Origin of the sequence: Bradyrhizobium sp., from assembly GCF_049519115.1 — a bacterium.
In the GTDB taxonomy this organism is placed as follows: domain Bacteria; phylum Pseudomonadota; class Alphaproteobacteria; order Rhizobiales; family Xanthobacteraceae; genus Bradyrhizobium.
The window spans coordinates 26,184-45,335 of record NZ_JBEKRB010000049.1 but is presented as its reverse complement, the minus strand read 5'-3'; the positions used below and the strand labels follow the sequence as shown (position 1 = coordinate 45,335).

The window sequence follows — 19,152 nt, the reverse complement described above, 5'->3', positions numbered from 1 at the left end:
GAATACCACCTGCATCGCCGCAAATGGCAGAAACGACGTCTTGGCTGACAGGACCGGCGGCAGTCGATCTCAAACACGTCACCCATACGTTTCGCTCGCTTGACCGATCAACCGTCACGGCGCTTTCGGAGATTGACCTTGAAGTGCGCCGCACCGAGTTCGTCTCGATCATCGGCCCCTCCGGCTGCGGCAAGTCAACCATCCTGCGGCTGATCTCGGGCCTGCTGAAGCCATCCTCCGGAGCGGTGAGCGTGTTCGGGTTGCCGGTTACCGAACCGCGTGACGACATCGCGCTGGTATTTCAGCGCCCGACGCTTCTGCCCTGGCTCAATGTCATCGACAACGTCACCTTCCCCGAGAAGCACAAAACGGGCCGCGTTTCGAAAGAGACTTCGGCAGGTGCGCTTGAAATACTGGAAATGGTCGGATTGCAGGATTTTCTGCGCAAGCGACCCTCCGAACTGTCCGGTGGAATGCAGCAGCGCGTGGCGATCGCCCGCGCTTTGCTGCAGGATCCGGATATTCTCCTGATGGACGAGCCGTTCTCGGCGCTCGATGCGCTGACGCGTGACGAGCTGTCAGTCGAGCTCCTCGATATCCTGGTTAGACGGCCCAAGACGGTGGTTTTTGTCACGCACTCAATTCAGGAAGCCCTGCTGCTTTCCGACCGCATCGTCGTGATGAGCCCCCGACCCGGCAAGATCACGGAAAACATCGTTGTTCCGTTGCCGCGTCCCCGCGGGCTCAATTCGATGCTCGATCCAGTGTTCAGCGAGATGACCAGCGAGATCCGATCCAAGGTCTTCACCCGCGCAAGGCACTGACATGCTGTTATCCCGATTGGCCCCTGTTTTTGCGCTACTCGGCGCCGTGCTTGCTTGGGAAGCGGTTTGCGTGGTGTTCAAAGTACCCTCGTTCGTCCTGCCTCGTCCCACCCAGATCATCACTGCAGCTCAGGAAGTGCCGCTTGGCACCTGGCTCGAGAATATCGGCGCAACGTTGCAGATCGTGTTGGCGGGATTTTGTATTTCCTTTGTCGTCGCCATTCCGCTGGCGATGGTGCTCGTCAACTCCCGGCATCTCTCCAACACCGTTGTTCCGCTGCTCGTCGTCATCCAGTCGACGCCGATCGTGGCGATCGCGCCGATCCTGGTGGTCACGCTCGGAGCCGGCGTTTCCCCGCGGGTGGTGATCACCTGCCTGATCACGTTCTTTCCGCTGGTCATATCGACTGCGACCGGCCTGCGCTCGGCGCCCGCCGAATTGATCGAACTCTCCGAGTCGCTTCGCGCTCCCCGCTTTCGCCAGTTTACGCAGATCCGGCTGCCTTATGCGGTGCCCCATATTCTCGGTGCCGCCAAGGTTGCCGTGACATTGGCGGTCATCGGCGCCGTGGTTGCGGAATTCGTCGCAGCCGATAAGGGCCTTGGCTACATGATCGTGAACTACACGGCCGTCTTCAAGCTCGGCCGCGCGTTCTGCGCATTACTAATTCTGCTCTGCATCTCGCTGACGCTCTACCAGGTCGTCGTGCTGGTGGAGCGCACCTTCTTTGCCTGGAGCCTGCCGAGCCGGGACTAACTCTTACTGCGCATAGCCGTTGAGATTGGCTTGGCGAACGATGCGGACGGCCTGATCGACAAAATCGTCGCTGACTTTTGAAGGCCGCCTGCGATAGGGGCGAACCGCAACCAGGTTCGACGGCCGGGTGTGGCCGGCCAGGGAGCGGTAGACAATGTTGCGGCGTTCGGGAATGCAGAAATTCAGAAGCGAATAGCCAAAACCGTTGGCAACCAGGCTTCGGACCATTTCAGCTGACGGCGCCTTCAACGCGATGTTGGGCTGGACACCGAGATCGCCGAACACGGACAGGAAATAGTCTCGTGTCTTCGGGATATCGAGCAGGATGAAGGGCTCATCCGCGAGTGCCGCGAGCGATATCTCCTGGCTTGCCGCCAACGGATGCGACTCCTGCAACACGCACTGGGCGGGCGCCCCCTGCAGCAACGTCGTGTGCAAATTCGGCGAAATCTCGAAATCGAGAACGAAGATCACATCGAGCCCACCATCCTCGAGTTTCTGCATCAGGCTCCCGTGCACATCGGTCTGCCAGGTAATTTCAGTTTGCGGAAAACGCGCACGAAAACTCTTGACCAATGGCGGCACGATGTTCGGAGCAATATCGCCAAGACACCCAACCGCGATCCGGTTACGAAACCGTCGCGCCCTGCTGGACCGCACCGACTCAATTTCCTTGACGCGTCCGATAATGTCACGCGCCTCCAGCAGCAGATGGTGTCCTGCCTCCGTCAGCGTCAGGCCGCGGGCGTGGCGGCGCACGAACAACTGCTCTCCCAGGATATGCTCGACGCTCGATATCGCGCCGGAGATCGCCGGAGGCGATACATTGAGCTGTTCGGCGGCGCGCAGCGCGCTCTCGTTTTCGGCTGCGGCGGAGAAATAAACGAGGTGTCGAAGCGTCAACCGCGGGATTCCGGTTTCCCGCTCGGCTTCGGATGCGCCTACAAGATCTGCGCCGAAAGCCTGCCCGAACGACTGAACCATGTTTCCCATCGCAATCTCCTCGCCCAGCCTGCATTTGCTACAATCTCTAGGCAAATTCCGTGCCATACTATTGATTTGTCGTCTGATTTCTCGCTGTATTCAGAAAAACTTACCCAACGAGGCAATAATCCCGATTTGCTTGCACCCGCTTGCCGCATCTAGTCTCCGACATGACGGCCGATTTGCCGCGGGTCCGGAGAATAAGAAGTGACGTCTGACGTCTCGAATCTGCAATTGCGGAACCCCTGGTCCTGGTATCCGGTGGTCGCATCAGCGGATTTAAGCGCTGGAACCGTGTTACCGGTTATCCTGAACGGGGAAAAACTCGCAGTCTGGCGGTCCACCAAAGGCAAGGTCAACGCCTGGCATGATCGATGCCCACATCGCGGCATGCGGCTGTCGTTTGGCGCGGTCAATGGCGAAACGTTGATTTGCCCCTATCACGGTTGGACCTTTGGCGACGATGCCCGTTGTGTACACATCCCCGCTCATCCCAACGTCATCCCTTCTCGCGCGGCAAGGGCGCGACTGCTTCCGGTTGCCGAGGCGGACGGTCACGTATGGATTTGCTCGGGTGAGCCCGCGCGGAGCGAGCCTGACGCCGATTCCACCTACACTCCCGTGCGAACGCTGCATTTGCAACTCAGCATGGAGGACGCCATCGTCGCGTTCCTCACGCTTCCGTGTGCTGCGGGCGTTAAAGTTGAACCGCCCGAACATATCGAATGGTCCACGTCGAACTCCGGTGCAGTTGTTACTCACTCAGAAACTCTAACCGCGACCTTCGCGCTGCCCTCTTCGATTTTCTGCGAAGCCACCACTGAAGCTGGCAAGAGCACATATCTCATGCGAATCCAGCCGACCGATCCCGGCGGTTGCGCGGTGCAAGCCAGCATCATGGTTGGCGGCGACGCCATCGCTTTCAACCGGGCGCTGGTCGCCTTTCGCGCCGAAATCGCGCAAGACAAGATCAAGTCCTGGCTATCATCGGCCTTTTCGAAATTTGAAGCCGCAGTCCCGGTTCTGGTCGATGGACTAACGCAAGGAGAAGCCCCTTGACGCGCACGAGCGATCTAGTCGCCCTCGACGAATGGTATGCCGTCGCCTTCACGGCGGAGATCCCCAAGGGCAGCTCTGAAACAACGACCTTGCTCGGCCAGAATCTGACCATCCACCGCGGCTGGGATGGTGCGTTCCAATGTGTATTGTCCGAAGGCGCGAGCGAGACGCCACCGCTCCTGAAGGAGCGATACGGATTCGTGTGGGTATCGCTGGGCCGTCCGAGCCACGACATCGTTGCGATCCCGGAATTCGAACAAAGCGGACGCAGGTTCATTCATCGCGGGCGCATCGGCGTTCCCTCGTCTGGACAGCGTGTGATCGAAAACTTCTTCGACCTCTCGCACTTCAGCTTCGTCCACACCGGCACGCTTGGCGGCTACGACTCGGCCGAAGTGCCAAAATATTCCGTTGAATATCGCGAGAACGACCGGGAGCTCTGGGCGGTCGGTTGCAGCTTCGTCCAGCCCAAGGCTTCCGCGGCCGCCGGCGGAGCCAGCACGATCTATTACGACTACCGCATTCCCTCGCCTTTCATCTCCATCATCTACAAGGACTCACTGGTCAAGGTCGGCAAGAAGGATCTGATCGGTCTGTTCGTGCAGCCCCACGACGAAGAAAGCTGCACCGTGCATTCCTTTGCATTGGTGCATGACGAGCAGAATAGTCCGACGCACATTCTGCACTTCTATCACGAGATATTCGCCCAGGACCGCTCGATCCTGCTGCATCAGCGGCCGAAGAAGCTGCCCGTGCATCCCCGTCGAGAGATTCCGACGATCTCCGATGCGAGTTCGATCGCCTATCGCCGCTGGCTTGATCGTTCCGGGCTGCAATTCGGCCTCGATCGTACATCGAACTAGCACGCCCTCATGGTCCGTCTATACGACTACATTCTGTCGGCCGACTGCTACAAGGTCCGGCTGTTTTGCGCGCTGCTCGGCGTCACTTACACGCCGGTCAAAGTCAACGTGCATCCCGGACGTGAGCATCTCTCACCGGAATTCACCCGGATCAATCCCCGGCAAAGCATTCCCGTCCTGGAAGACGGCGAACACCGTATCTGCGACACCAACGCCATTTTGCTTCATCTGGCGCGGCAGTACGATCCGTCCGGTCGCTGGCTGCCGAAAGACGACGTCGCCTTTGACCACGTGATGGAGTGGCTGGGTTTTGCTGCCAAGGAACTCGACCTGCTGCAAACGTTACGGATGCGATCGATTACGGCCGGCGGCGAACCGTCGCCACAAGAGCTGGAAATGGCTCATGCCCGTCTGATCATCATCGAGGATCACCTCGCCGAAGGTGAACTGACTGGACGACCATGGCTCGCCGGCCACGCACCGACCATCGCAGATATCGCGGTTTTTCCGCCAACCGCACTGGCTGCCGATGGTGGAGTTGCGCTCGACCGCTATCCCGCCGTGTGGCGTTGGCTCGACCGCGTCAAGCGCCTCGACGGCTTCATTGTCATGCCCGGCGTGTTTCCAAACCTCGCCGGCGCCGTATAAAGAACCGCGGCCAGATCGCTTGTTAGTGCGAGGTCGGGCCCAGCAGCCTCGCGTCAAATTCCAGTGGCTCCGCCGCGACGCGAGCCGCAACGGCGGCATAGGATTTCGTCAGCATCGCGGCGCGACCAATCACGCCGGCGAGATCGGTCTCCATCGCTTCCCGTATTCGATCGATATCGCGGCATAGCGATGCCTCGTCGACCGTGCGGCATTTTCCGTCTGTCACCACGAACCGGCCGGCGGCCATCACATGGGTCACGCCGCGTCCGGTCTCGCCATAGACGAGTTGGCGGACTGCGCTGTTGAGCGGACGCCATGCCGGCCCGGTCGCGTCGATGAACGTCAAATTGGCGCGATAACCCGGCGCGATGCGACCAACCTTTCCTTCCAAGCCGAGTAGTTTCGCACCGCCAACGGTGGCGGCCCGAAATGCAGCGGCGGCAGCCGTCTGGTCGTTTGATGGTGATTGCATAGCCCACAGCAACGCAAACGTCTTCATCGCCTGAAAGATGTTTTGAGCGTCGCTTGCACTGCTGTTGTCGCAGCCAAGTCCCGTCACAACGCCGGCATCATGGTATCGGCGGATCGGCGCGAAACCGTTCATCAGCTTGAGATTAGTCACGGGATTGGTGGCAAGTCCGACGCCGTGTTGCGCCAGTTCGTCGATTTCGCGGCCACCGATCCAGACGCCATGCGCAATCGTGAGCCGGGGCGTGGCGACACCGAGCCGCACCAGCCTGCGCACGGCCGAGCCCATGTCTTCTGGAAGAGAGCGCCGCGCGAGCACGGCTTCAGCCCGCGTCTCGTAGAGATGCATATAGAGGCGCATTCCCGTCTCGGCGGAATATCCTGCGGTCCACTGCAAGAAGTCCTCAGAGCAGATTTGCGGCTGCACCGGGCCAAGCGCCCAGGACACGCCGGGCACTGAGACGCCGGTGAAGATCGATGTGAGCTTTTCGACTATCGGCCTGAAATCGCTCCGGTCACCAAGACACCTGATCTCTTCCGCGGCAAAGCAATCGTCGGCAAAGGGAACACCGGCTCGCCCCGCAAGGTCGCTATATTGAGGTGCGATCACCGCCTCGATGCCGGCTTCGGAATAGGCGCCGGCGACCGCGGCTGCATGATCCTGTTCGAAGTCGACGATCGTCACCATGTCCTGAATCGTGGTGATGCCGTTGACGAGACATTCGACCGCATGGGCTCGCGTTCTGACCGCGATCTCCTCGGTCGGACGTGGCGGCCAGTGGAAAGGGAACGCAACCGCGCCCCAGGTTTCAAGCGTCATCTGCTCGAACAATCCCCGCAACAGCGTATCGTGCGAATGGCAATGCGCGTTGACAAAGCCAGGCGTCACGATCAATCCGCGCGCGTCGAAGGTTTTCGCCGCCTGTCCGCGGCTCCGCGCCTCATCGCCCAGCGCGACGATAACCTTGTCTTCGATTAAGATGTCCTGAGCAAGCGGACGATGAAGTTCGCCTTCCGGATCGAGCACCAACGCTCCCGCGATCAAGATCGGTCCGTGGTACTTGCAGATATCGGGGTCAGCCGCCGGCACCTCGATCACGGTTCCGATCTGGGATTGGGGTCCATGTAGCGTGCCAGCTCTTCCGGCGTTGCGGTCGTCAGGCCCGCAAGGCCAAAGGCATCCAGATAGATCCGCCGCTCAGTGGCGAGATCCTCAATACACAAGCGCGGGTCGTTACCGTTGGTATCGACGGTCAACCGCACCTGGGAAAACTCATTAGCAATGATCCACTCGCCGTCCATGCGTCCGGTCATTTGCGATTCCTAAATCAGGAAGGGCGTGGATTCCAGCACCTCGCCGTTCTTCAAGAGATTGACCTTCTTTCGGCGGATCGACCATGGCGTGCGAATGGTCGAGAGCAAAAACTCACAATAGGCGGTATGGATAGTCTGCTTCTTGCGGGCGAGTTCGACCAGCAACATCATGCAGCCGATTTCGAGGGCCTTGGCCGGTTCGTCTTCGGAAAGAATTCGGACGTTGGAGATCAGGCGATGCACGCGCGAGGCCGGATCCTGGGCGAATGCAAAGCCCGACCGCAGGCGCTTGACCCGAACCGCCATTTGAGCCTTGTCGTCATGAATGATCGAAACGTGACGGCTGGGATCGATATCGTCACGCCCGGCGGGCACCCAATAGAGCGCATCGTCCGTGAACAGATCCATCCATTCCTCGAACTGCCGGTTGTCCAGCAGCCGGGCCTCCATATACAAAAAATCCTCGACGGCGCTTCTTGGCGTAGGCATCGATCACTCCGCAGCACGCAGCGTCGACGACACTGCGGCCATCATGTGGCGCTTCCAGTTCTGGTACATGCCGCGATGCTGCGTCTCGTCGCACATGCCGCCTGTCATGTATCCGCCCTTCATGGTTTCGCGATCCAGCCCCCGTGCAAACACCAGCCACTCCACGGCGCCGCTCTGCAGTCCTTCCTGGGTCCGTTCGAAAATCTCGAGGTCATCAGTGAAGAAGGTGCCGGCCGCACCGAACTCCAGCTCCTGGTCGCGCATCCGCTTGAGGTTGACTTCCTCAGGCACGCCTGAGAGCCGCACCACATTGGTGTAGATTTCAGTCCGGTCGACGGCGATCGGGCGCACCGTTCGGATCTGGCTGCGCAGCACGATGAGGTTCGGGAAGATCACCAGGTTGAAGCCGCCGGAAAGGCTGGCGTCGGCAGGCATTGGTCCCCAGTCGGTGTGGTCGGTCACGCCATGTCCGTCCATGGCGATGACGCAACCCGTCCCCTGGCGATAGATCTTCATCGCCTCCGGCGAAACCGCGCTCAAGTGAAGCGCGCCGACGTGATAGGGATCGACGCCGTTTTCGAGCTGATATTTCCAGTTGCCGTTGTAACCGGCCTTTTGCGTTCCTTCGAACAGCTCGATCTTGCGGGATGCCGACACGGCCGCATAGGCATCCAGGAATTTCGTGACGCCGCCGAGGTGCTCTTCCAACGAAGGGCCCTCCTCGGTCATGCAGCCGAAGATAAAACCCTGATACTCCGCTACGCGCGCTACTTTAGCCAGTCCGAGCTTTTCCCGATCAAAGGTCTCTCCGTAACCTTGCGGCATCGGTACGCCGATCAGCTTGCCCGAATTATCGTAGGTCCATGAATGATAGGGGCAGCGAAAATGCCGGCTGTTTCCGAGTTCGTGCTGGCAAACGATCGGGCCGCGGTGCCGGCAGCGGTTGATCAATAGTGTGATGCTGCCATCGGTGAGGCGCGAAACGATCACCGGGTTGCGGCCGATGAACGTGGTCTTGTAGTCGCCGGGTTCGGGAATTTCAGCCGCATGACCGACATAGACCCAGCATTTGTTGAAGATGTATTCCATCTCCATGTCGAATATCTTGGGATCGGTGTAGACCGAACGATGGATCAGGTCATTCTGGACGAGTTGATCGATATTCGGGATCATCTTCCGGCTCCGTCATTGTTTTTGGCGAACATGGCGCCGATGAACGCCGCGATATCCGTCTCGTTCTCCAGGTTCAAGACACGCTCGGCGATTTGGTCGGTCCGAGCGATCAGGTCAGGACGATTTGAAAATGCGGCGTTTTGCCTGAACTTGGCGATGGCCTGCTCGCGCGACATCGGGCGTTCCGGATGGCCGAGCGGGACGTGGACCGTCTTGCGGTGCGCCGAACCGTTCAACATCACGAATTCGACCGTCGCTTGTTCCAAGCCATCGATCTTTGAGAGGGCTTGCGAGAATTCATAATCGATGCGGGACGCAATATGGCTCGCAGCAGCCTGTGCCCTGCCCGCTTCCCGAAAGTCCGAAAGCTCAACCGCGCCGTTTGCGACTGCCTTGGCGACCACGAAAGGAATGCTGTTCATCGCGGCCGATGCGCTTGGCGGATGCCGCCGGAGTTCGATCGGCTCGCACATGGTGCGGCCCCAACTGCCGACGTGAAGCACGATCCTTTGGATGTCCTCGACCGGCATTCCAAGCTCGCGCTTCAGCAGGATCGCGGCTTCCGCGAAGGAATGCGCAGCGAGCGTTCCCGGCGCCGATTTGAAGCACCGGTTCAAGGAATGGAATTCCGAGCCGAGTTGCTCCGTCAAAGCGCCAGCGTCGAACTTGCCGCCATAAAGGGCGGCGAACAAGCCGGCCTGCCCCGTCAGCGCATCTCCCTCGGCGGTGATGCCCGAGGCGGCCATCATGGCGCATTGGAGGCCACCCTGATTGCTCAGGCCCGCGTAAAGTATCTTGCCCATGCTTCGGGTCGCATGCACGACCATTTCTTCGGTCCCCGCCGCGTGCATCAGCGCAAGGCCGAGCGCGCTCCGGCTTGCGCCCCGATCAAGACGTATCAACCGCGCGCAGGCCAGCGCCGCACTGAAATACCCGAAGATCTGGCTGGATAGCAGCGACGGCAGACCGCTGCCGAAGAATGGCGCGATGGCACGTGTGAGCCGGGCCTGCAACTCGCATCCCACCACCATCGCCGCCAGAAAGTCTTGGCCGGTGATCACGTCCAGGCGATCCTCCGCCAACGCAGCCAGCGCGGGAACGACGTGAACAGAGACGTGAATCTGCGGAAACGGGATGATGTCGTCGTAATCAAGCCCGCGAGCGTGCGTGGCGTTCACCAATGCCGCCAATCCCGCAGCGCATCGTTCACCCGTCACCCACAAGGTCGAGCGGCCGCCGCTGCCTGCACTGAGCGCATAGCTGCGAATTTCCTTTGCGCCTTCCGAAAAATGCGAACCGGCAATCGCATCACCAAAGATGTCGAGGATAGCGAGCTTGTTTTGCTCTCGCACGTCCTTCGGAAGATCGGCAAAGTCGAGCGTCGCCGCGAAGTCACAGAGCCGGTCGCCCGCACCCTTGTCCTGAAGTTTGATCGTGGAATCCAGCACGAGCGCTCACGGTCGTTTCCTGGCGGACGACCTGTCTGCCAGTCCCGCGATTAGAGGGCGGCGAACGGGGGCACCGCAATTATTATTGGCTCGTCCCTGCTTCAGTTTTCCTGACCCTGCGGAACCCCGGCGGCCTCTGGGCGGCCCCGTGCGTCAAAAAACCTGATCTTGCTGCCAAGCCATCCTTGTTTAGTCTCCAAAGCACGCGTGTTTCCTTCTGACAGCAAGGAGTTGGACCATGGCTATCCCGGCGACATTCCTAGGCATCGACCATGTTGTGCTTCGCGTGACCGACATGGAGCGGACGGTCGGCTTCTACCAGGACGTACTTGGGCTGCGGGTCGAGCGCATCTTTGAACGAATCGGGCTCTACCAGATACGCTGCGGCAACAACCTGATCGATCTGGTCGCGATGGCGCCGGGCGAAACCCTGCCGCCCGCGGCCGCCCGAGGCATCGAGCACCTTTGCCTGAGCGTGGAGGCGGATCTCGACGAACTCGTCGCGCATGTCGAGCGCAAGGGAAGCCCGGTCTTCAGAGGGCCGATGGAAGTATACGGAGCCCGCGGATTCGGTACGTCGATCTACATTCACGATCCCGACGGCTACGAGATCGAGCTAAAAGTGCAGTATGCCCGCAACCCCGTGCATTTTTCACCGCCGGCGCGCTAATTCATGACCTCACGCTGTGTCGCGCTTTATGACGGCGCTTTGCAGATGCACTGCGTGACCTGGGGCTCGCCCTCCGCGCCGCCGGTCGTGATGCTGCACGGCTTGCGGGCCTATGGGCAGTGGTTTGAGGAATTCGCCGAAGCCGCCGCCGCCGACTTTTACCTGATCGCGCCGGATCAGCGCGGCCGCGGCTTGACGGATTGGGCAAAGGACGGCCGCTACGACACCGATGCCTACGTGGCGGACTTGATGCAACTTGCCGAGAACTGGCCGCTCCAGCGGTTCGCGATCATCGGTCATTCGATGGGTGGCACCAACGCGATCAACTTTGCCGCGCGCTATCCCGAACGCGTCTCGGCGCTGGTGATTGTCGACAGTTCGCCCGTGCTGGACCAGGCTGGTCTTGCGCGTATCGCCCGTGAAACCTCGGCCATGCCGCAGTCGTTTGGCTCCGAGGCCGAAGCACGTGCCTATCTTTGCGCATTGCATGCCGGCGCGTCCGCGCGAAGCATCAACACGCGCCTCGCTCGGGTTTTGGTGAAAAGAGATGATCGCATCAACTGGCGGCTCGATCCCGCTATTTTTCCGCTCAAACCGGATCCCCCGGAGCGATCATGGGCCGCGTTGGCGGCGATCGAATGTCCAACTCTCGTCGTGCGCGCTGGCAACTCCGACCTTGTCACGATCGAATGCGCCAATCGCATGGTTCAAATCCTGAAACATGGCGAAGGTGACAGTGTTCCGAATGCTGGCCATATGGTCCTGGAAGATAATCCGGCGGGATTCACCAACGTGGCGTGGCCATTCCTGAAGAAACATCTGTCTTAAAAGAACCATCAGCCATTGTGAGCCGCTCAAAGCTATCCCGACAATCGATGTCAAGAAGCCCGACTCGAGCTGGCTTGTGTCCTAATGAAAAAGGGCCGTCTGATCCGAAAGCAATTGCACACCGTCAAGGTAAGGTAGTCGGAATCTACGTTCGATAGCTTTCTTGTAGAGCCGCTGACTGAGCTTTTCGGGAATGGGACATTAACGGTCTGCGGCAAGCAGTTGATTTTGCGGTGCTGGGGGCGCGGCCCTAACATACGACATTGCGCGGACATTTATCACGGAGCCGTGGTGGCCGGCCTATGTTCTCATAACTTCCGACGCGGGTAAGACGAGGATACTCTGGACTATCCTTGACCGCCTTGGCCCGGAGAGCGGATATTAGTTTACGGAACGACCACGTTCGTTAAGCCAGACGTCGGTCGTGCACAATGGACTTTGCTCAGGCCGATAATGAACTAAGACGAGCCCGTCATTCGTGAGCCAAAATGGATGTCGAACGGTAAACATAATAGCGACGCAACATTCCTGGACGTCGAATATCTTGTTTCTGCTCCGGGCGCTGACGGCATCAGCCGGAACACCCGCATCGAATTCTCCGCCGGACATGTCGCTTCGGTCGGTCCCGGGATAACACACGCCGGCAAGGGACTGCTGGCGATGCCCGCGCTGGTGGACGCGCACGATCACGTCCGCGGGCTGCATCATCTTGCCTTCGGTGCTCGCGACCAGACTTTCGAGATCTGGCGCGCGGCGCTTTATGCTCAGCCACCGCTGGACCTCTATTGCAATTGCGCGTTGGCATTCGGCCGCCTGGCCCAGGCCGGGGTCGGGTCCGTGATGCACGTCTACTCCTCGATCAACGTCGACCGAATGGCGGAAGACGCCGAAATCATCTGTTGCGCGGCCGGCGATGTGGGAATCCGGCTCGCTTTGGTGGTGCCACTGCGCGATGAGCAAACGCTCGGCTATGCAGATGATGAAGCGCTGCTCGCGTTGCACGATCCACGCGACCGCGATTTCATTCGCAAGACCTGGCTGTATCCGTTTCCGTCACCGGAGACATATATGCAACTGGTTGCCGACATCGCACGGCGCGTTGAGGGGCCGATGGTATCGGTACAGTATGGTCCTAATAGTCCGCAAGCCTGTTCGAACGCGCTTCTGCAACGGGTCGCTGAAGCTTCAGAGCGCGATGGTCGCCGTGTCACTACGCATCTTTTGGAGACGTCGATCCAGCGGCGCTGGGCGGATGCAAAATATCCGCAAGGCTTTGTCCGCCACCTTGCCGATATGGGACTGATCAGTCCGCGATTTGCCGGCGCCCACGGCGTGTGGCTGACGCGCGGCGAAATCGACTTGATCGCGGACAAAGGTGCGCAGGTCGTGATCAATGCCAGCTCGAATCTGCGGTTGCGCTCAGGCATCGCCCCGGTTGCGGACTACATAAAGGCCGGGATGACGTTTTCATTTGGCATCGATTCGTTCTCCATCGACGACGATGAGGACGCGTTTCGTGAATTGCGTTTGGGTCACTGGCTGTTTTCGCAGGACAACAGTCCGGCGCCGTTGACAAGGGAATTGCTGTTTGCGGGCTGGCATCGCAACGGATACCTTGCGGTCAATAACAGCAATGGTTATGGCAAAATTGCCGTTGGCGCTCCGGCCGACGTTGTCGTCCTGGATTTCGACGCGATGGCGTATGACCTGATCGAGGGAATGGCTGAGCCCGTCGAGGTGGTGCTGACGCGCGCGACAACACGTCACGTAAAGGGTCTGTTTGTAGCCGGCCGCGAGATCGTCCGTGACGGCAAGGTCCTCGGCGTGGACCTCGAAATGATCGAAGCTGAGGTGGTCAAGATGGCGCGGGCGCAAGGTGACCGTATGAGAAGCCTAAAGCCGATTCTGGAACGATCGCAGCAAACGCTAAGGACGTTCTACGATCGATTGTGAAGCGGTCAATACCGGTAAAAGCAAGGGGAATGGCCGTTGCACTGAGTGAAACAGTGCTGCATTGTGGCAGTAGCGCGATTCTTTCAATCCCTATCTGGGTTGCGCTCTGCCGGGAAACCTTGCGCCGGACTTGCCGTGAAATCTCCGAAGACCGCACCGATCGCCAATAACGCAACCGAGGAGCGCCCGCGCGCGATTGGAGCGAAAGGCCGTAAGCAGATCGTGCGCGGCAATCTTCACGACGAAGTTGCTGCCGTGCTGCGCGATATGATCATGCAGGATGAACTTCCTCCGGGGACACGGATTCCGGAGAACGATTTGTGTGCGCAGCTCGGCATTTCGCGCACTCCCCTGCGCGAGGCCATTCGGGTTCTGGCCTCCGAGGGGCTGGTGAAGCCGCTGCCGCGCCGTGGCGCCGTTGTGGCGGTGCCTGATCCGGACGAGATTCAAGGGCTGTTTTACGCGATCGGGGCGATCGAATCTTTTTCGGCCCGTTTGGCCTGCGTCAATCTCACAGTCACCGAGATCGACGCCATCCTCAAACTTCACAATCGCCTCGTCCAGTTGCACAGCCACGACAAAGGCAACAAGGAGTACTTCCGCGTCAATCTGGCGATTCATCAGGCGATCGTGCGTGGCGCTGGAAATAAATTCCTTGCCGAGCTGCATGAATCGCTCAGCGTGCGAATTCTCCGGGCGCGCTTTTTCGTCAACATGCCGCAGTCGGCGTGGGACCGCGCGATCAAGGAGCATGGGCAGATCGCCATGGCGGTCAAGAAGCGGGACGCACCGCGGCTGGCTGAACTGCTGGTGCAGCACATGGCCGGCTCGTGGCGAGACTACGACCTGACGCTCAACCGCTCGGGTTTCGCGCAATCCTTTATGAACAGATAGAGGCGTCCGGTATCCCGCCTTGCGAGCGTCGATTGTTGCCTCAGCGGATCGGAGAAAATGGCGCGGGAACGAGAATGCGCGACTCCATCTCGACAATGATGTCGGGGGACTGCTCCAGATACGCAAGCCAGTCCGCATCGGCGAAAAGTGCCGCGCGGCGTTTTTCGCGCTCGGCCAGACTGTCGTAACCCCACAGGTGCACGATCTTGTTCAATTGGCCAATCTCGGTATGAAAATATCCGATCAGGTTACCCAAAATGCGCTTCTGAATCTCGAGCCCGCGCGGGTTGTAGTCTTTGTAGTACAGATGGACCGTACCTGGTTTGACGGTGTAGGTGCGTTCTTCAACGATCATTTTGTAATCCCCTTGTTATTCCTTCACCGTTCCTGCGCCGGACGGTGTCTGTTTAAACCATGACGTCGCCGCCGGCGGGGCACAGCGTCTGCCCGGTAAAGAAGTCGGAATCCTTGGTAGCCAGAAACATGGCGGTGGCGGCAACGTCCTCGACCTCGCCGACGCGACCGAGCGGATAGGCTCCGACGATTTCGTCGCGGACATTGTCAGGCATGAAGTTGTAGAGATCAGTGCGTATAATCGCCGGGCAAATCGAATTGACGTTGATACCCTGTTTGCCGACTTCTCGCGCCAAAGCCCGGGTAAACCCGATCATTCCAGCTTTTGCCGCTGAAAGATGGGTGAAATCGGCGCCGCCGATAACTCCGAAAGTGCCGGTAACGTTGATGACCTTGCCGCTCTTTTGCTTGATCATGTGGGGAATCACGAACCGCGTGCACAGAAACATTCCACGCAAATGGGTCCGGATCATTTGATCCCAGGTATCGATCGACATCTCGACGAGCGGCACGGCATTCAAAAGGCCGGCATTGTTGACCAGGATGTCGATCTTACCGAACTTGCTCAGCCCGCTATCGACCATCGCCTGCACGGCATGCTCGTCGCCGACATCGGCTTTCACCGCGATGGCGTCGCTACCGAGGGACTTGATATGCGCAACCACGGCATCGGCGGCGGCCGCGTCCTTGACGTAGTTGACCACTAACTTGGCGCCTTCGCTGGCAAAACTTTCGGCTATGCCACGGCCCAGACCACGACTGCCACCGGTAACCAACGCAACTTTTCCAGCAAGACGCTTTGTCATAATCAAGTTACTCCCCTGATGAGATGGCCGATTGCGTACGATTCCAAAGGCCGTTGCCGACCGATGAGAAGAAATGATCGATCATTGTGTTGAAGGCTTGAGGCTCTTCAAGATTGGGCAGATGGCCCGTGCGCGGCATGATGCTCAGCGCGCAATTGGGCAGCGTCCGCTTAAGAAAAAGATTGGGCTCGAGGCACGGCGCGTCTTCGTCGCCGATCATGAGCAGTACGGGTTTATCGATGCTTCTCAGTTGCGGCTCCAGTTGCCACAGCGATGGCCGGCGGGCGAGGACGCCGCGCAAAGTCATTGCCATCCCCTTTGCCGAATGCGCCGTCAATTGGCGTTTGAATTCGGACCAGGCCTGTGGGTCTTTGACGCGCAGCAATTGGGCATAGCCGCTACCGGCGAGCTCGGCGGCGTAGGCGTCCATGCCGATTGCTTCGGCATGCTCCGCTTCGCGATTCATGGCGGTGAAGTAAGCACTCTGCTCCGACGGCTGCGAACCGTAACCGCAGCCGGCCACCACCAGCGCACGCACCATTTCCGGATTTTGAATGGCCACATGCAAGGCCGCGAAGCCGCCCATCGAAAGCCCGACGAAATAGGCGCTCTCGACTTCCAGCGCGGCCATCACATCGACCGCGTCAGCGGCGGCACGCGCCTGGCCATAGTTGACGATCGATTCCGGCACCTGCGATGGCGGATAGCCACGGGCATTGTAGCTAATGCATAGGTAACGCTCGCTCAACGTCGCGACCTGGCGGTCCCAACTGAGAAGGTCGCCGGAAAACTCATGCAGAAAGACGACAGGATCGCCTTTGCCAACGGCAGAAACCGCAAGCGAAACACCGTCGTTCGCCTTCACCTCAATCAGCGCAGGTTTTTTCATGACATCAGGTCGCGCAACTTTTGAGTGGGCTACCTTCACGGTAGACTATTGCATAAAAAATTAAAAGTACGTAGTGTGCAGGCACGATCGGAAAATCAGGTGCGCAGTTCGCCTCTCGAATTCGTACAACCGATGGCGGCGGCAATCGATGGAGCCGTTTTGTCGATATCCGTTTTATCCGGCGCGAAGCTTCCGGTGCGGCGGGAGACGCAGAACGTATCAGGACGTCAGATGCTCTCAAATTCCATAGAGTTGGTTGACCGCCATCTCGCCCAGAACGTTTCGATCGACATTACCCAGCAGATGGTGCGCATCGACAGCACCAACGGCAAGGAAGCTGATCTGGGAAACAGACTGGCCGCACAACTCGAATTGATCGGCGTCGGGCGGGTCTGGGTCGAGGAAGTATTCGACGGTCGCGTCAATACATTTTGGGAAATCGACAGCGGCAAGCCGGGTCCGCATTTGCTGTTTACGGGCCACCTGGACACCAAGCCCGTATGCGAGGGGTGGACCCGCGACCCGTTCGACGCCGCGATCGAGCAAAGCCGCCTATTTGGACACGGCGTGATGGATATGAAGGCCGGTCTCGGTTGCCAGATCGGCGCGATGAAAACCTTGATCGACGCCGGGATGACGTTTAACGGCAAGATCACGTTCTGCGCGGTTTGCGACCATATGGGCGACCAGACTGGCGCTATCGACCTCTTCAAGCGTCACAAGTTCGACTATTGCATCCTCGGTGAACTGACCGACATGCAGATCTACGTGGCCCATCGCGGCCGCTACTATTTTGACATCTCGACGATCGGACGCTCGGCGCACACCTGCCACAAGTACCGTGCAATCAATGCGATCGAGAAAATGCTCCCGGTCGCGGAAGAACTTTCCAAGCTGAAATATTTTCCGAATATATCCGATGAATTGAAAGAACTCGTCGGACCGGAATTGTTCACTGCCGTCGGCCGCATTTACGGCGGCCTGTTTCCGGGTGGCCCGTCAATGATCCCCGATCGCTGCACCATCCGAGTCGACACCCGGCCGCAGCCCGGAGTTCTGTTGGAAGAGGTTCGGGCGCTTCTCGACGGCGCGATCGAAAAGGCAAAGGCCCGCGATCCGGACATCCGGGTTGAGGTCGTGGTCGCCGACGTCAAGAACTCGTTCATGGTGCCGACCGACGCCAAAGTCGTCACTTGCCTGCGCGAAGCGTGGGAGACCGTGATGAATCGCCCGGCGCAATTTCGCGGCGGCTCCTGGCTTGCTGATACCGCAAGCGTCGGTCACTTGTGCGAAACGGTGATCTTCGGGCCCGGCGGCGACCCTGTTTACCAGCCGGATGAATCGCTGGCTCTCAGCGACATGGAGGCGGCAACACGCATCAATACGCTCACGGCGTTAAAGCTGCTGGCTTAAGGGTTTGCCTCACTCTCTCACCGGTCCGCTCGTCGACGCCGCTGTTCCGGTCAAACCGCCGTCCATTCGATAGAATGGCGCGCGCGCCCCGGCGCGAGGTACGGGCGAATTTGCTTGATCGGCATTCCCTCTCGAACGGATTTAGCGACATCGGCGGATCGCTGGTGGTAGCCGCCTCGATGATCGCAAACCCCAAATCTGAGGATTGATTTTTCATCTGCTTAAATCGTCGGCAGCCGAAGGGTAGTCTGTGTGCACGCTAGCGATCTGTATCGCTGCGTTTTCTCAGTTTGAATATTGTATAATTTATCAGTAAAAGGTCTTTAGGGTGAGGGAATCCGGGAACGCCGTCATAATCGAATTCTGCGCGTCGCCCTTCGCGAGCCATTCGCCGGTTCGGCAACCGACGTCGCGCTGTATTGGCCCGGCGATCCTCGCCTGCTACTTGGCCCGGAATCTGCTTTGCTTAGGCTGAAGTGATTGCATCAACTCTTGTGAGTGGGTCCGGCGCCGATGCGTGAAAATGCAAATTCGAACCCGAACCTCCGGCAAGTTCCCTCGACCGCCAAGATCGAATTCCGAAATGTGATGAAGACGTTTGGCTCGGGCGCCAAACGGATGCTTGCGCTCAACGGAATTAATCTGACGATCGAGGACGGCGAATTTGTCTCGATCCTCGGTGAAAGCGGTTGCGGCAAGACAACGCTGTTGCGCATTGCCGCCGGCTTGATTCCCCCGAGCAGCGGCAGCGTATTGATGGACGGCGTCGCGGTGAACAAACCCGGACGGAATATGGGCTTTGTCTTTCAACAATCGGTTCTGCTGGAATGGCGAACCATTCTCGAGAACATCTTGCTGCCGGTCGAAATATTCAGGCTCGACGCGAAAGCCTACCGCCAAAAGGCCCTCGACCTTCTGAATATGCTGGGCTTGGCCGGCTTCGAGAGTCACTATCCCATTCAGCTTTCCGGCGGCATGCAGCAGCGTGTGTCGATAGCCCGCGCCTTGATCATGTCGCCTACGGTCTTGTTGATGGACGAGCCGTTCGGAGCGCTTGATGCGATCACCCGCGAGCAGATGAATAGCGAACTGCTGCGAATTTGGAGCCTTAGCAAAACCACTGCGGTTTTCATCACCCACGACATCGGGGAAGCGGTGTTCTTGTCCGACCGGGTCGTGCTGCTCGGAAGCCGGCCGGGTCGGGTCAAGGAGGTGTTCGATATCCCGCTGCCGCGTCCACGCACCCCCGAGCACCGATACGATGCCCGCTTCATTCGCCTGTGCCGCGATATGAAACACGCGATGACTGCTTAGGAGG

General features: G+C 59.2%; 20 protein-coding genes. 11 read left to right on the top strand and 9 right to left on the bottom strand.

Annotated features, from left to right (window positions below):
• Window positions 1-2 precede the first annotated feature (2 nt).
• Both ABSE61_RS28510 and ABSE61_RS28505 read left to right on the top strand, forming a co-directional pair.
• Window positions 3-824 (top strand): ABC transporter ATP-binding protein, encoded by an 822-nt coding sequence (locus ABSE61_RS28510; RefSeq protein ID WP_423874497.1) that lies wholly within the window; start codon window positions 3-5, stop codon window positions 822-824.
• A 1-nt stretch (window position 825) separates the two neighbouring features.
• Complete coding sequence (locus tag ABSE61_RS28505) at window positions 826-1,581, top strand: ABC transporter permease (protein ID WP_423874496.1); 756 nt, start codon at window positions 826-828, stop codon at window positions 1,579-1,581.
• A gap of 3 nt (window positions 1,582-1,584) precedes the next feature.
• Here the strand turns inward: ABSE61_RS28505 and ABSE61_RS28500 are convergent, their stop codons facing one another.
• The gene (locus ABSE61_RS28500; RefSeq protein ID WP_423874495.1) at window positions 1,585-2,574 is read right to left on the bottom strand and encodes a LysR family transcriptional regulator; all 990 of its coding nucleotides are present in this window, start codon (window positions 2,572-2,574) and stop codon (window positions 1,585-1,587) included.
• Window positions 2,575-2,772: 198 nt separating this feature from the next.
• Here ABSE61_RS28500 and ABSE61_RS28495 point away from each other — a divergent pair, with 198 nt between their 5' ends.
• The 3 genes from ABSE61_RS28495 to ABSE61_RS28485 are packed head-to-tail and all read left to right on the top strand — an operon-like array spanning window position 2,773 to window position 5,135.
• Window positions 2,773-3,624 (top strand): Rieske 2Fe-2S domain-containing protein, encoded by an 852-nt coding sequence (locus tag ABSE61_RS28495; protein WP_423874494.1) that lies wholly within the window; start codon window positions 2,773-2,775, stop codon window positions 3,622-3,624.
• Complete coding sequence (locus ABSE61_RS28490) at window positions 3,621-4,487, top strand: aromatic ring-hydroxylating oxygenase subunit alpha (protein ID WP_423874493.1); 867 nt, start codon at window positions 3,621-3,623, stop codon at window positions 4,485-4,487. Before ABSE61_RS28495 ends, ABSE61_RS28490 begins: the two co-directional genes overlap by 4 nt.
• A 9-nt stretch (window positions 4,488-4,496) precedes the next feature.
• Window positions 4,497-5,135: a glutathione S-transferase family protein gene (locus ABSE61_RS28485; protein ID WP_423874492.1), complete on the top strand. Its 639-nt coding sequence runs from the start codon at window positions 4,497-4,499 to the stop codon at window positions 5,133-5,135.
• Between the two features lie 22 nt (window positions 5,136-5,157).
• Here ABSE61_RS28485 and ABSE61_RS28480 read toward each other — a convergent pair whose 3' ends face one another.
• Genes ABSE61_RS28480 through ABSE61_RS28460 form a run of 5 tightly spaced genes read right to left on the bottom strand, consistent with a single transcriptional unit; the run spans window position 5,158 to window position 10,027 of the window.
• On the bottom strand, window positions 5,158-6,702 hold the full coding sequence (locus ABSE61_RS28480) for an amidohydrolase family protein (protein WP_423874491.1): 1,545 nt from the start codon (window positions 6,700-6,702) through the stop codon (window positions 5,158-5,160).
• Window positions 6,699-6,917: a hypothetical protein gene (locus tag ABSE61_RS28475; RefSeq protein WP_423874490.1), complete on the bottom strand. Its 219-nt coding sequence runs from the start codon at window positions 6,915-6,917 to the stop codon at window positions 6,699-6,701. The genes ABSE61_RS28480 and ABSE61_RS28475 overlap by 4 nt, the downstream gene beginning before the upstream one ends.
• Window positions 6,918-6,926: 9 nt before the next feature.
• Window positions 6,927-7,406, bottom strand: a complete 480-nt coding sequence (locus ABSE61_RS28470) for an aromatic-ring-hydroxylating dioxygenase subunit beta (protein WP_423874489.1) — start codon at window positions 7,404-7,406, stop codon at window positions 6,927-6,929.
• 3 nt (window positions 7,407-7,409) lie between these two features.
• Window positions 7,410-8,579: an aromatic ring-hydroxylating oxygenase subunit alpha gene (locus ABSE61_RS28465; RefSeq protein WP_423874488.1), complete on the bottom strand. Its 1,170-nt coding sequence runs from the start codon at window positions 8,577-8,579 to the stop codon at window positions 7,410-7,412.
• Window positions 8,576-10,027, bottom strand: a complete 1,452-nt coding sequence (locus ABSE61_RS28460) for an MmgE/PrpD family protein (protein WP_423874487.1) — start codon at window positions 10,025-10,027, stop codon at window positions 8,576-8,578. Before ABSE61_RS28460 ends, ABSE61_RS28465 begins: the two co-directional genes overlap by 4 nt.
• A gap of 238 nt (window positions 10,028-10,265) precedes the next feature.
• On the opposite strand from ABSE61_RS28460, the gene ABSE61_RS28455 reads away from it, so the two are divergent.
• The 4 genes from ABSE61_RS28455 to ABSE61_RS28440 all read left to right on the top strand — a co-directional run bounded on the left by ABSE61_RS28455 (window position 10,266) and on the right by ABSE61_RS28440 (window position 14,372).
• Complete coding sequence (locus ABSE61_RS28455; RefSeq protein WP_423874486.1) at window positions 10,266-10,697, top strand: VOC family protein; 432 nt, start codon at window positions 10,266-10,268, stop codon at window positions 10,695-10,697.
• A 3-nt stretch (window positions 10,698-10,700) separates the two neighbouring features.
• Window positions 10,701-11,525, top strand: a complete 825-nt coding sequence (locus ABSE61_RS28450) for an alpha/beta fold hydrolase (protein ID WP_423874485.1) — start codon at window positions 10,701-10,703, stop codon at window positions 11,523-11,525.
• A gap of 492 nt (window positions 11,526-12,017) precedes the next feature.
• Window positions 12,018-13,478 (top strand): amidohydrolase family protein, encoded by a 1,461-nt coding sequence (locus ABSE61_RS28445; protein ID WP_423874484.1) that lies wholly within the window; start codon window positions 12,018-12,020, stop codon window positions 13,476-13,478.
• A gap of 135 nt (window positions 13,479-13,613) precedes the next feature.
• Window positions 13,614-14,372: a GntR family transcriptional regulator gene (locus tag ABSE61_RS28440; RefSeq protein ID WP_423874483.1), complete on the top strand. Its 759-nt coding sequence runs from the start codon at window positions 13,614-13,616 to the stop codon at window positions 14,370-14,372.
• Between the two features lie 40 nt (window positions 14,373-14,412).
• Here ABSE61_RS28440 and ABSE61_RS28435 read toward each other — a convergent pair whose 3' ends face one another.
• Genes ABSE61_RS28435 through ABSE61_RS28425 form a run of 3 tightly spaced genes read right to left on the bottom strand, consistent with a single transcriptional unit; the run spans window position 14,413 to window position 16,421 of the window.
• Window positions 14,413-14,727: an NIPSNAP family protein gene (locus ABSE61_RS28435; protein WP_423874482.1), complete on the bottom strand. Its 315-nt coding sequence runs from the start codon at window positions 14,725-14,727 to the stop codon at window positions 14,413-14,415.
• 52 nt (window positions 14,728-14,779) lie between these two features.
• The gene (locus ABSE61_RS28430) at window positions 14,780-15,532 is read right to left on the bottom strand and encodes a 3-oxoacyl-ACP reductase family protein (protein WP_423874481.1); all 753 of its coding nucleotides are present in this window, start codon (window positions 15,530-15,532) and stop codon (window positions 14,780-14,782) included.
• 7 nt (window positions 15,533-15,539) lie between these two features.
• A complete protein-coding gene (locus ABSE61_RS28425) occupies window positions 15,540-16,421 on the bottom strand; it encodes an alpha/beta fold hydrolase (protein WP_423874480.1) in 882 nt (293 codons plus the stop codon).
• Window positions 16,422-16,652: 231 nt separating this feature from the next.
• Here ABSE61_RS28425 and ABSE61_RS28420 point away from each other — a divergent pair, with 231 nt between their 5' ends.
• A complete protein-coding gene (locus ABSE61_RS28420) occupies window positions 16,653-17,834 on the top strand; it encodes a M20 family metallopeptidase (protein ID WP_423874479.1) in 1,182 nt (393 codons plus the stop codon).
• A 513-nt stretch (window positions 17,835-18,347) separates the two neighbouring features.
• The gene (locus ABSE61_RS28415; protein WP_423874478.1) at window positions 18,348-19,148 is read left to right on the top strand and encodes an ABC transporter ATP-binding protein; all 801 of its coding nucleotides are present in this window, start codon (window positions 18,348-18,350) and stop codon (window positions 19,146-19,148) included.
• Window positions 19,149-19,152 lie beyond the last annotated feature (4 nt).

Coding starts and splice junctions, on each gene's coding strand:
- ABSE61_RS28505 (WP_423874496.1), top strand. CDS start 826: ATGCTGTTATCCCGATTGGCCCCTGTTTTTGCGCTACTCGGCGCCGTG.
- ABSE61_RS28500 (WP_423874495.1), bottom strand. CDS start 2,574: ATGGGAAACATGGTTCAGTCGTTCGGGCAGGCTTTCGGCGCAGATCTT.
- ABSE61_RS28485 (WP_423874492.1), top strand. CDS start 4,497: ATGGTCCGTCTATACGACTACATTCTGTCGGCCGACTGCTACAAGGTC.
- ABSE61_RS28475 (WP_423874490.1), bottom strand. CDS start 6,917: ATGACCGGACGCATGGACGGCGAGTGGATCATTGCTAATGAGTTTTCC.
- ABSE61_RS28470 (WP_423874489.1), bottom strand. CDS start 7,406: ATGCCTACGCCAAGAAGCGCCGTCGAGGATTTTTTGTATATGGAGGCC.
- ABSE61_RS28465 (WP_423874488.1), bottom strand. CDS start 8,579: ATGATCCCGAATATCGATCAACTCGTCCAGAATGACCTGATCCATCGT.
- ABSE61_RS28455 (WP_423874486.1), top strand. CDS start 10,266: ATGGCTATCCCGGCGACATTCCTAGGCATCGACCATGTTGTGCTTCGC.
- ABSE61_RS28450 (WP_423874485.1), top strand. CDS start 10,701: ATGACCTCACGCTGTGTCGCGCTTTATGACGGCGCTTTGCAGATGCAC.
- ABSE61_RS28445 (WP_423874484.1), top strand. CDS start 12,018: ATGTCGAACGGTAAACATAATAGCGACGCAACATTCCTGGACGTCGAA.
- ABSE61_RS28435 (WP_423874482.1), bottom strand. CDS start 14,727: ATGATCGTTGAAGAACGCACCTACACCGTCAAACCAGGTACGGTCCAT.
- ABSE61_RS28430 (WP_423874481.1), bottom strand. CDS start 15,532: ATGACAAAGCGTCTTGCTGGAAAAGTTGCGTTGGTTACCGGTGGCAGT.
- ABSE61_RS28425 (WP_423874480.1), bottom strand. CDS start 16,421: ATGAAAAAACCTGCGCTGATTGAGGTGAAGGCGAACGACGGTGTTTCG.
- ABSE61_RS28420 (WP_423874479.1), top strand. CDS start 16,653: ATGCTCTCAAATTCCATAGAGTTGGTTGACCGCCATCTCGCCCAGAAC.
- ABSE61_RS28415 (WP_423874478.1), top strand. CDS start 18,348: ATGCGTGAAAATGCAAATTCGAACCCGAACCTCCGGCAAGTTCCCTCG.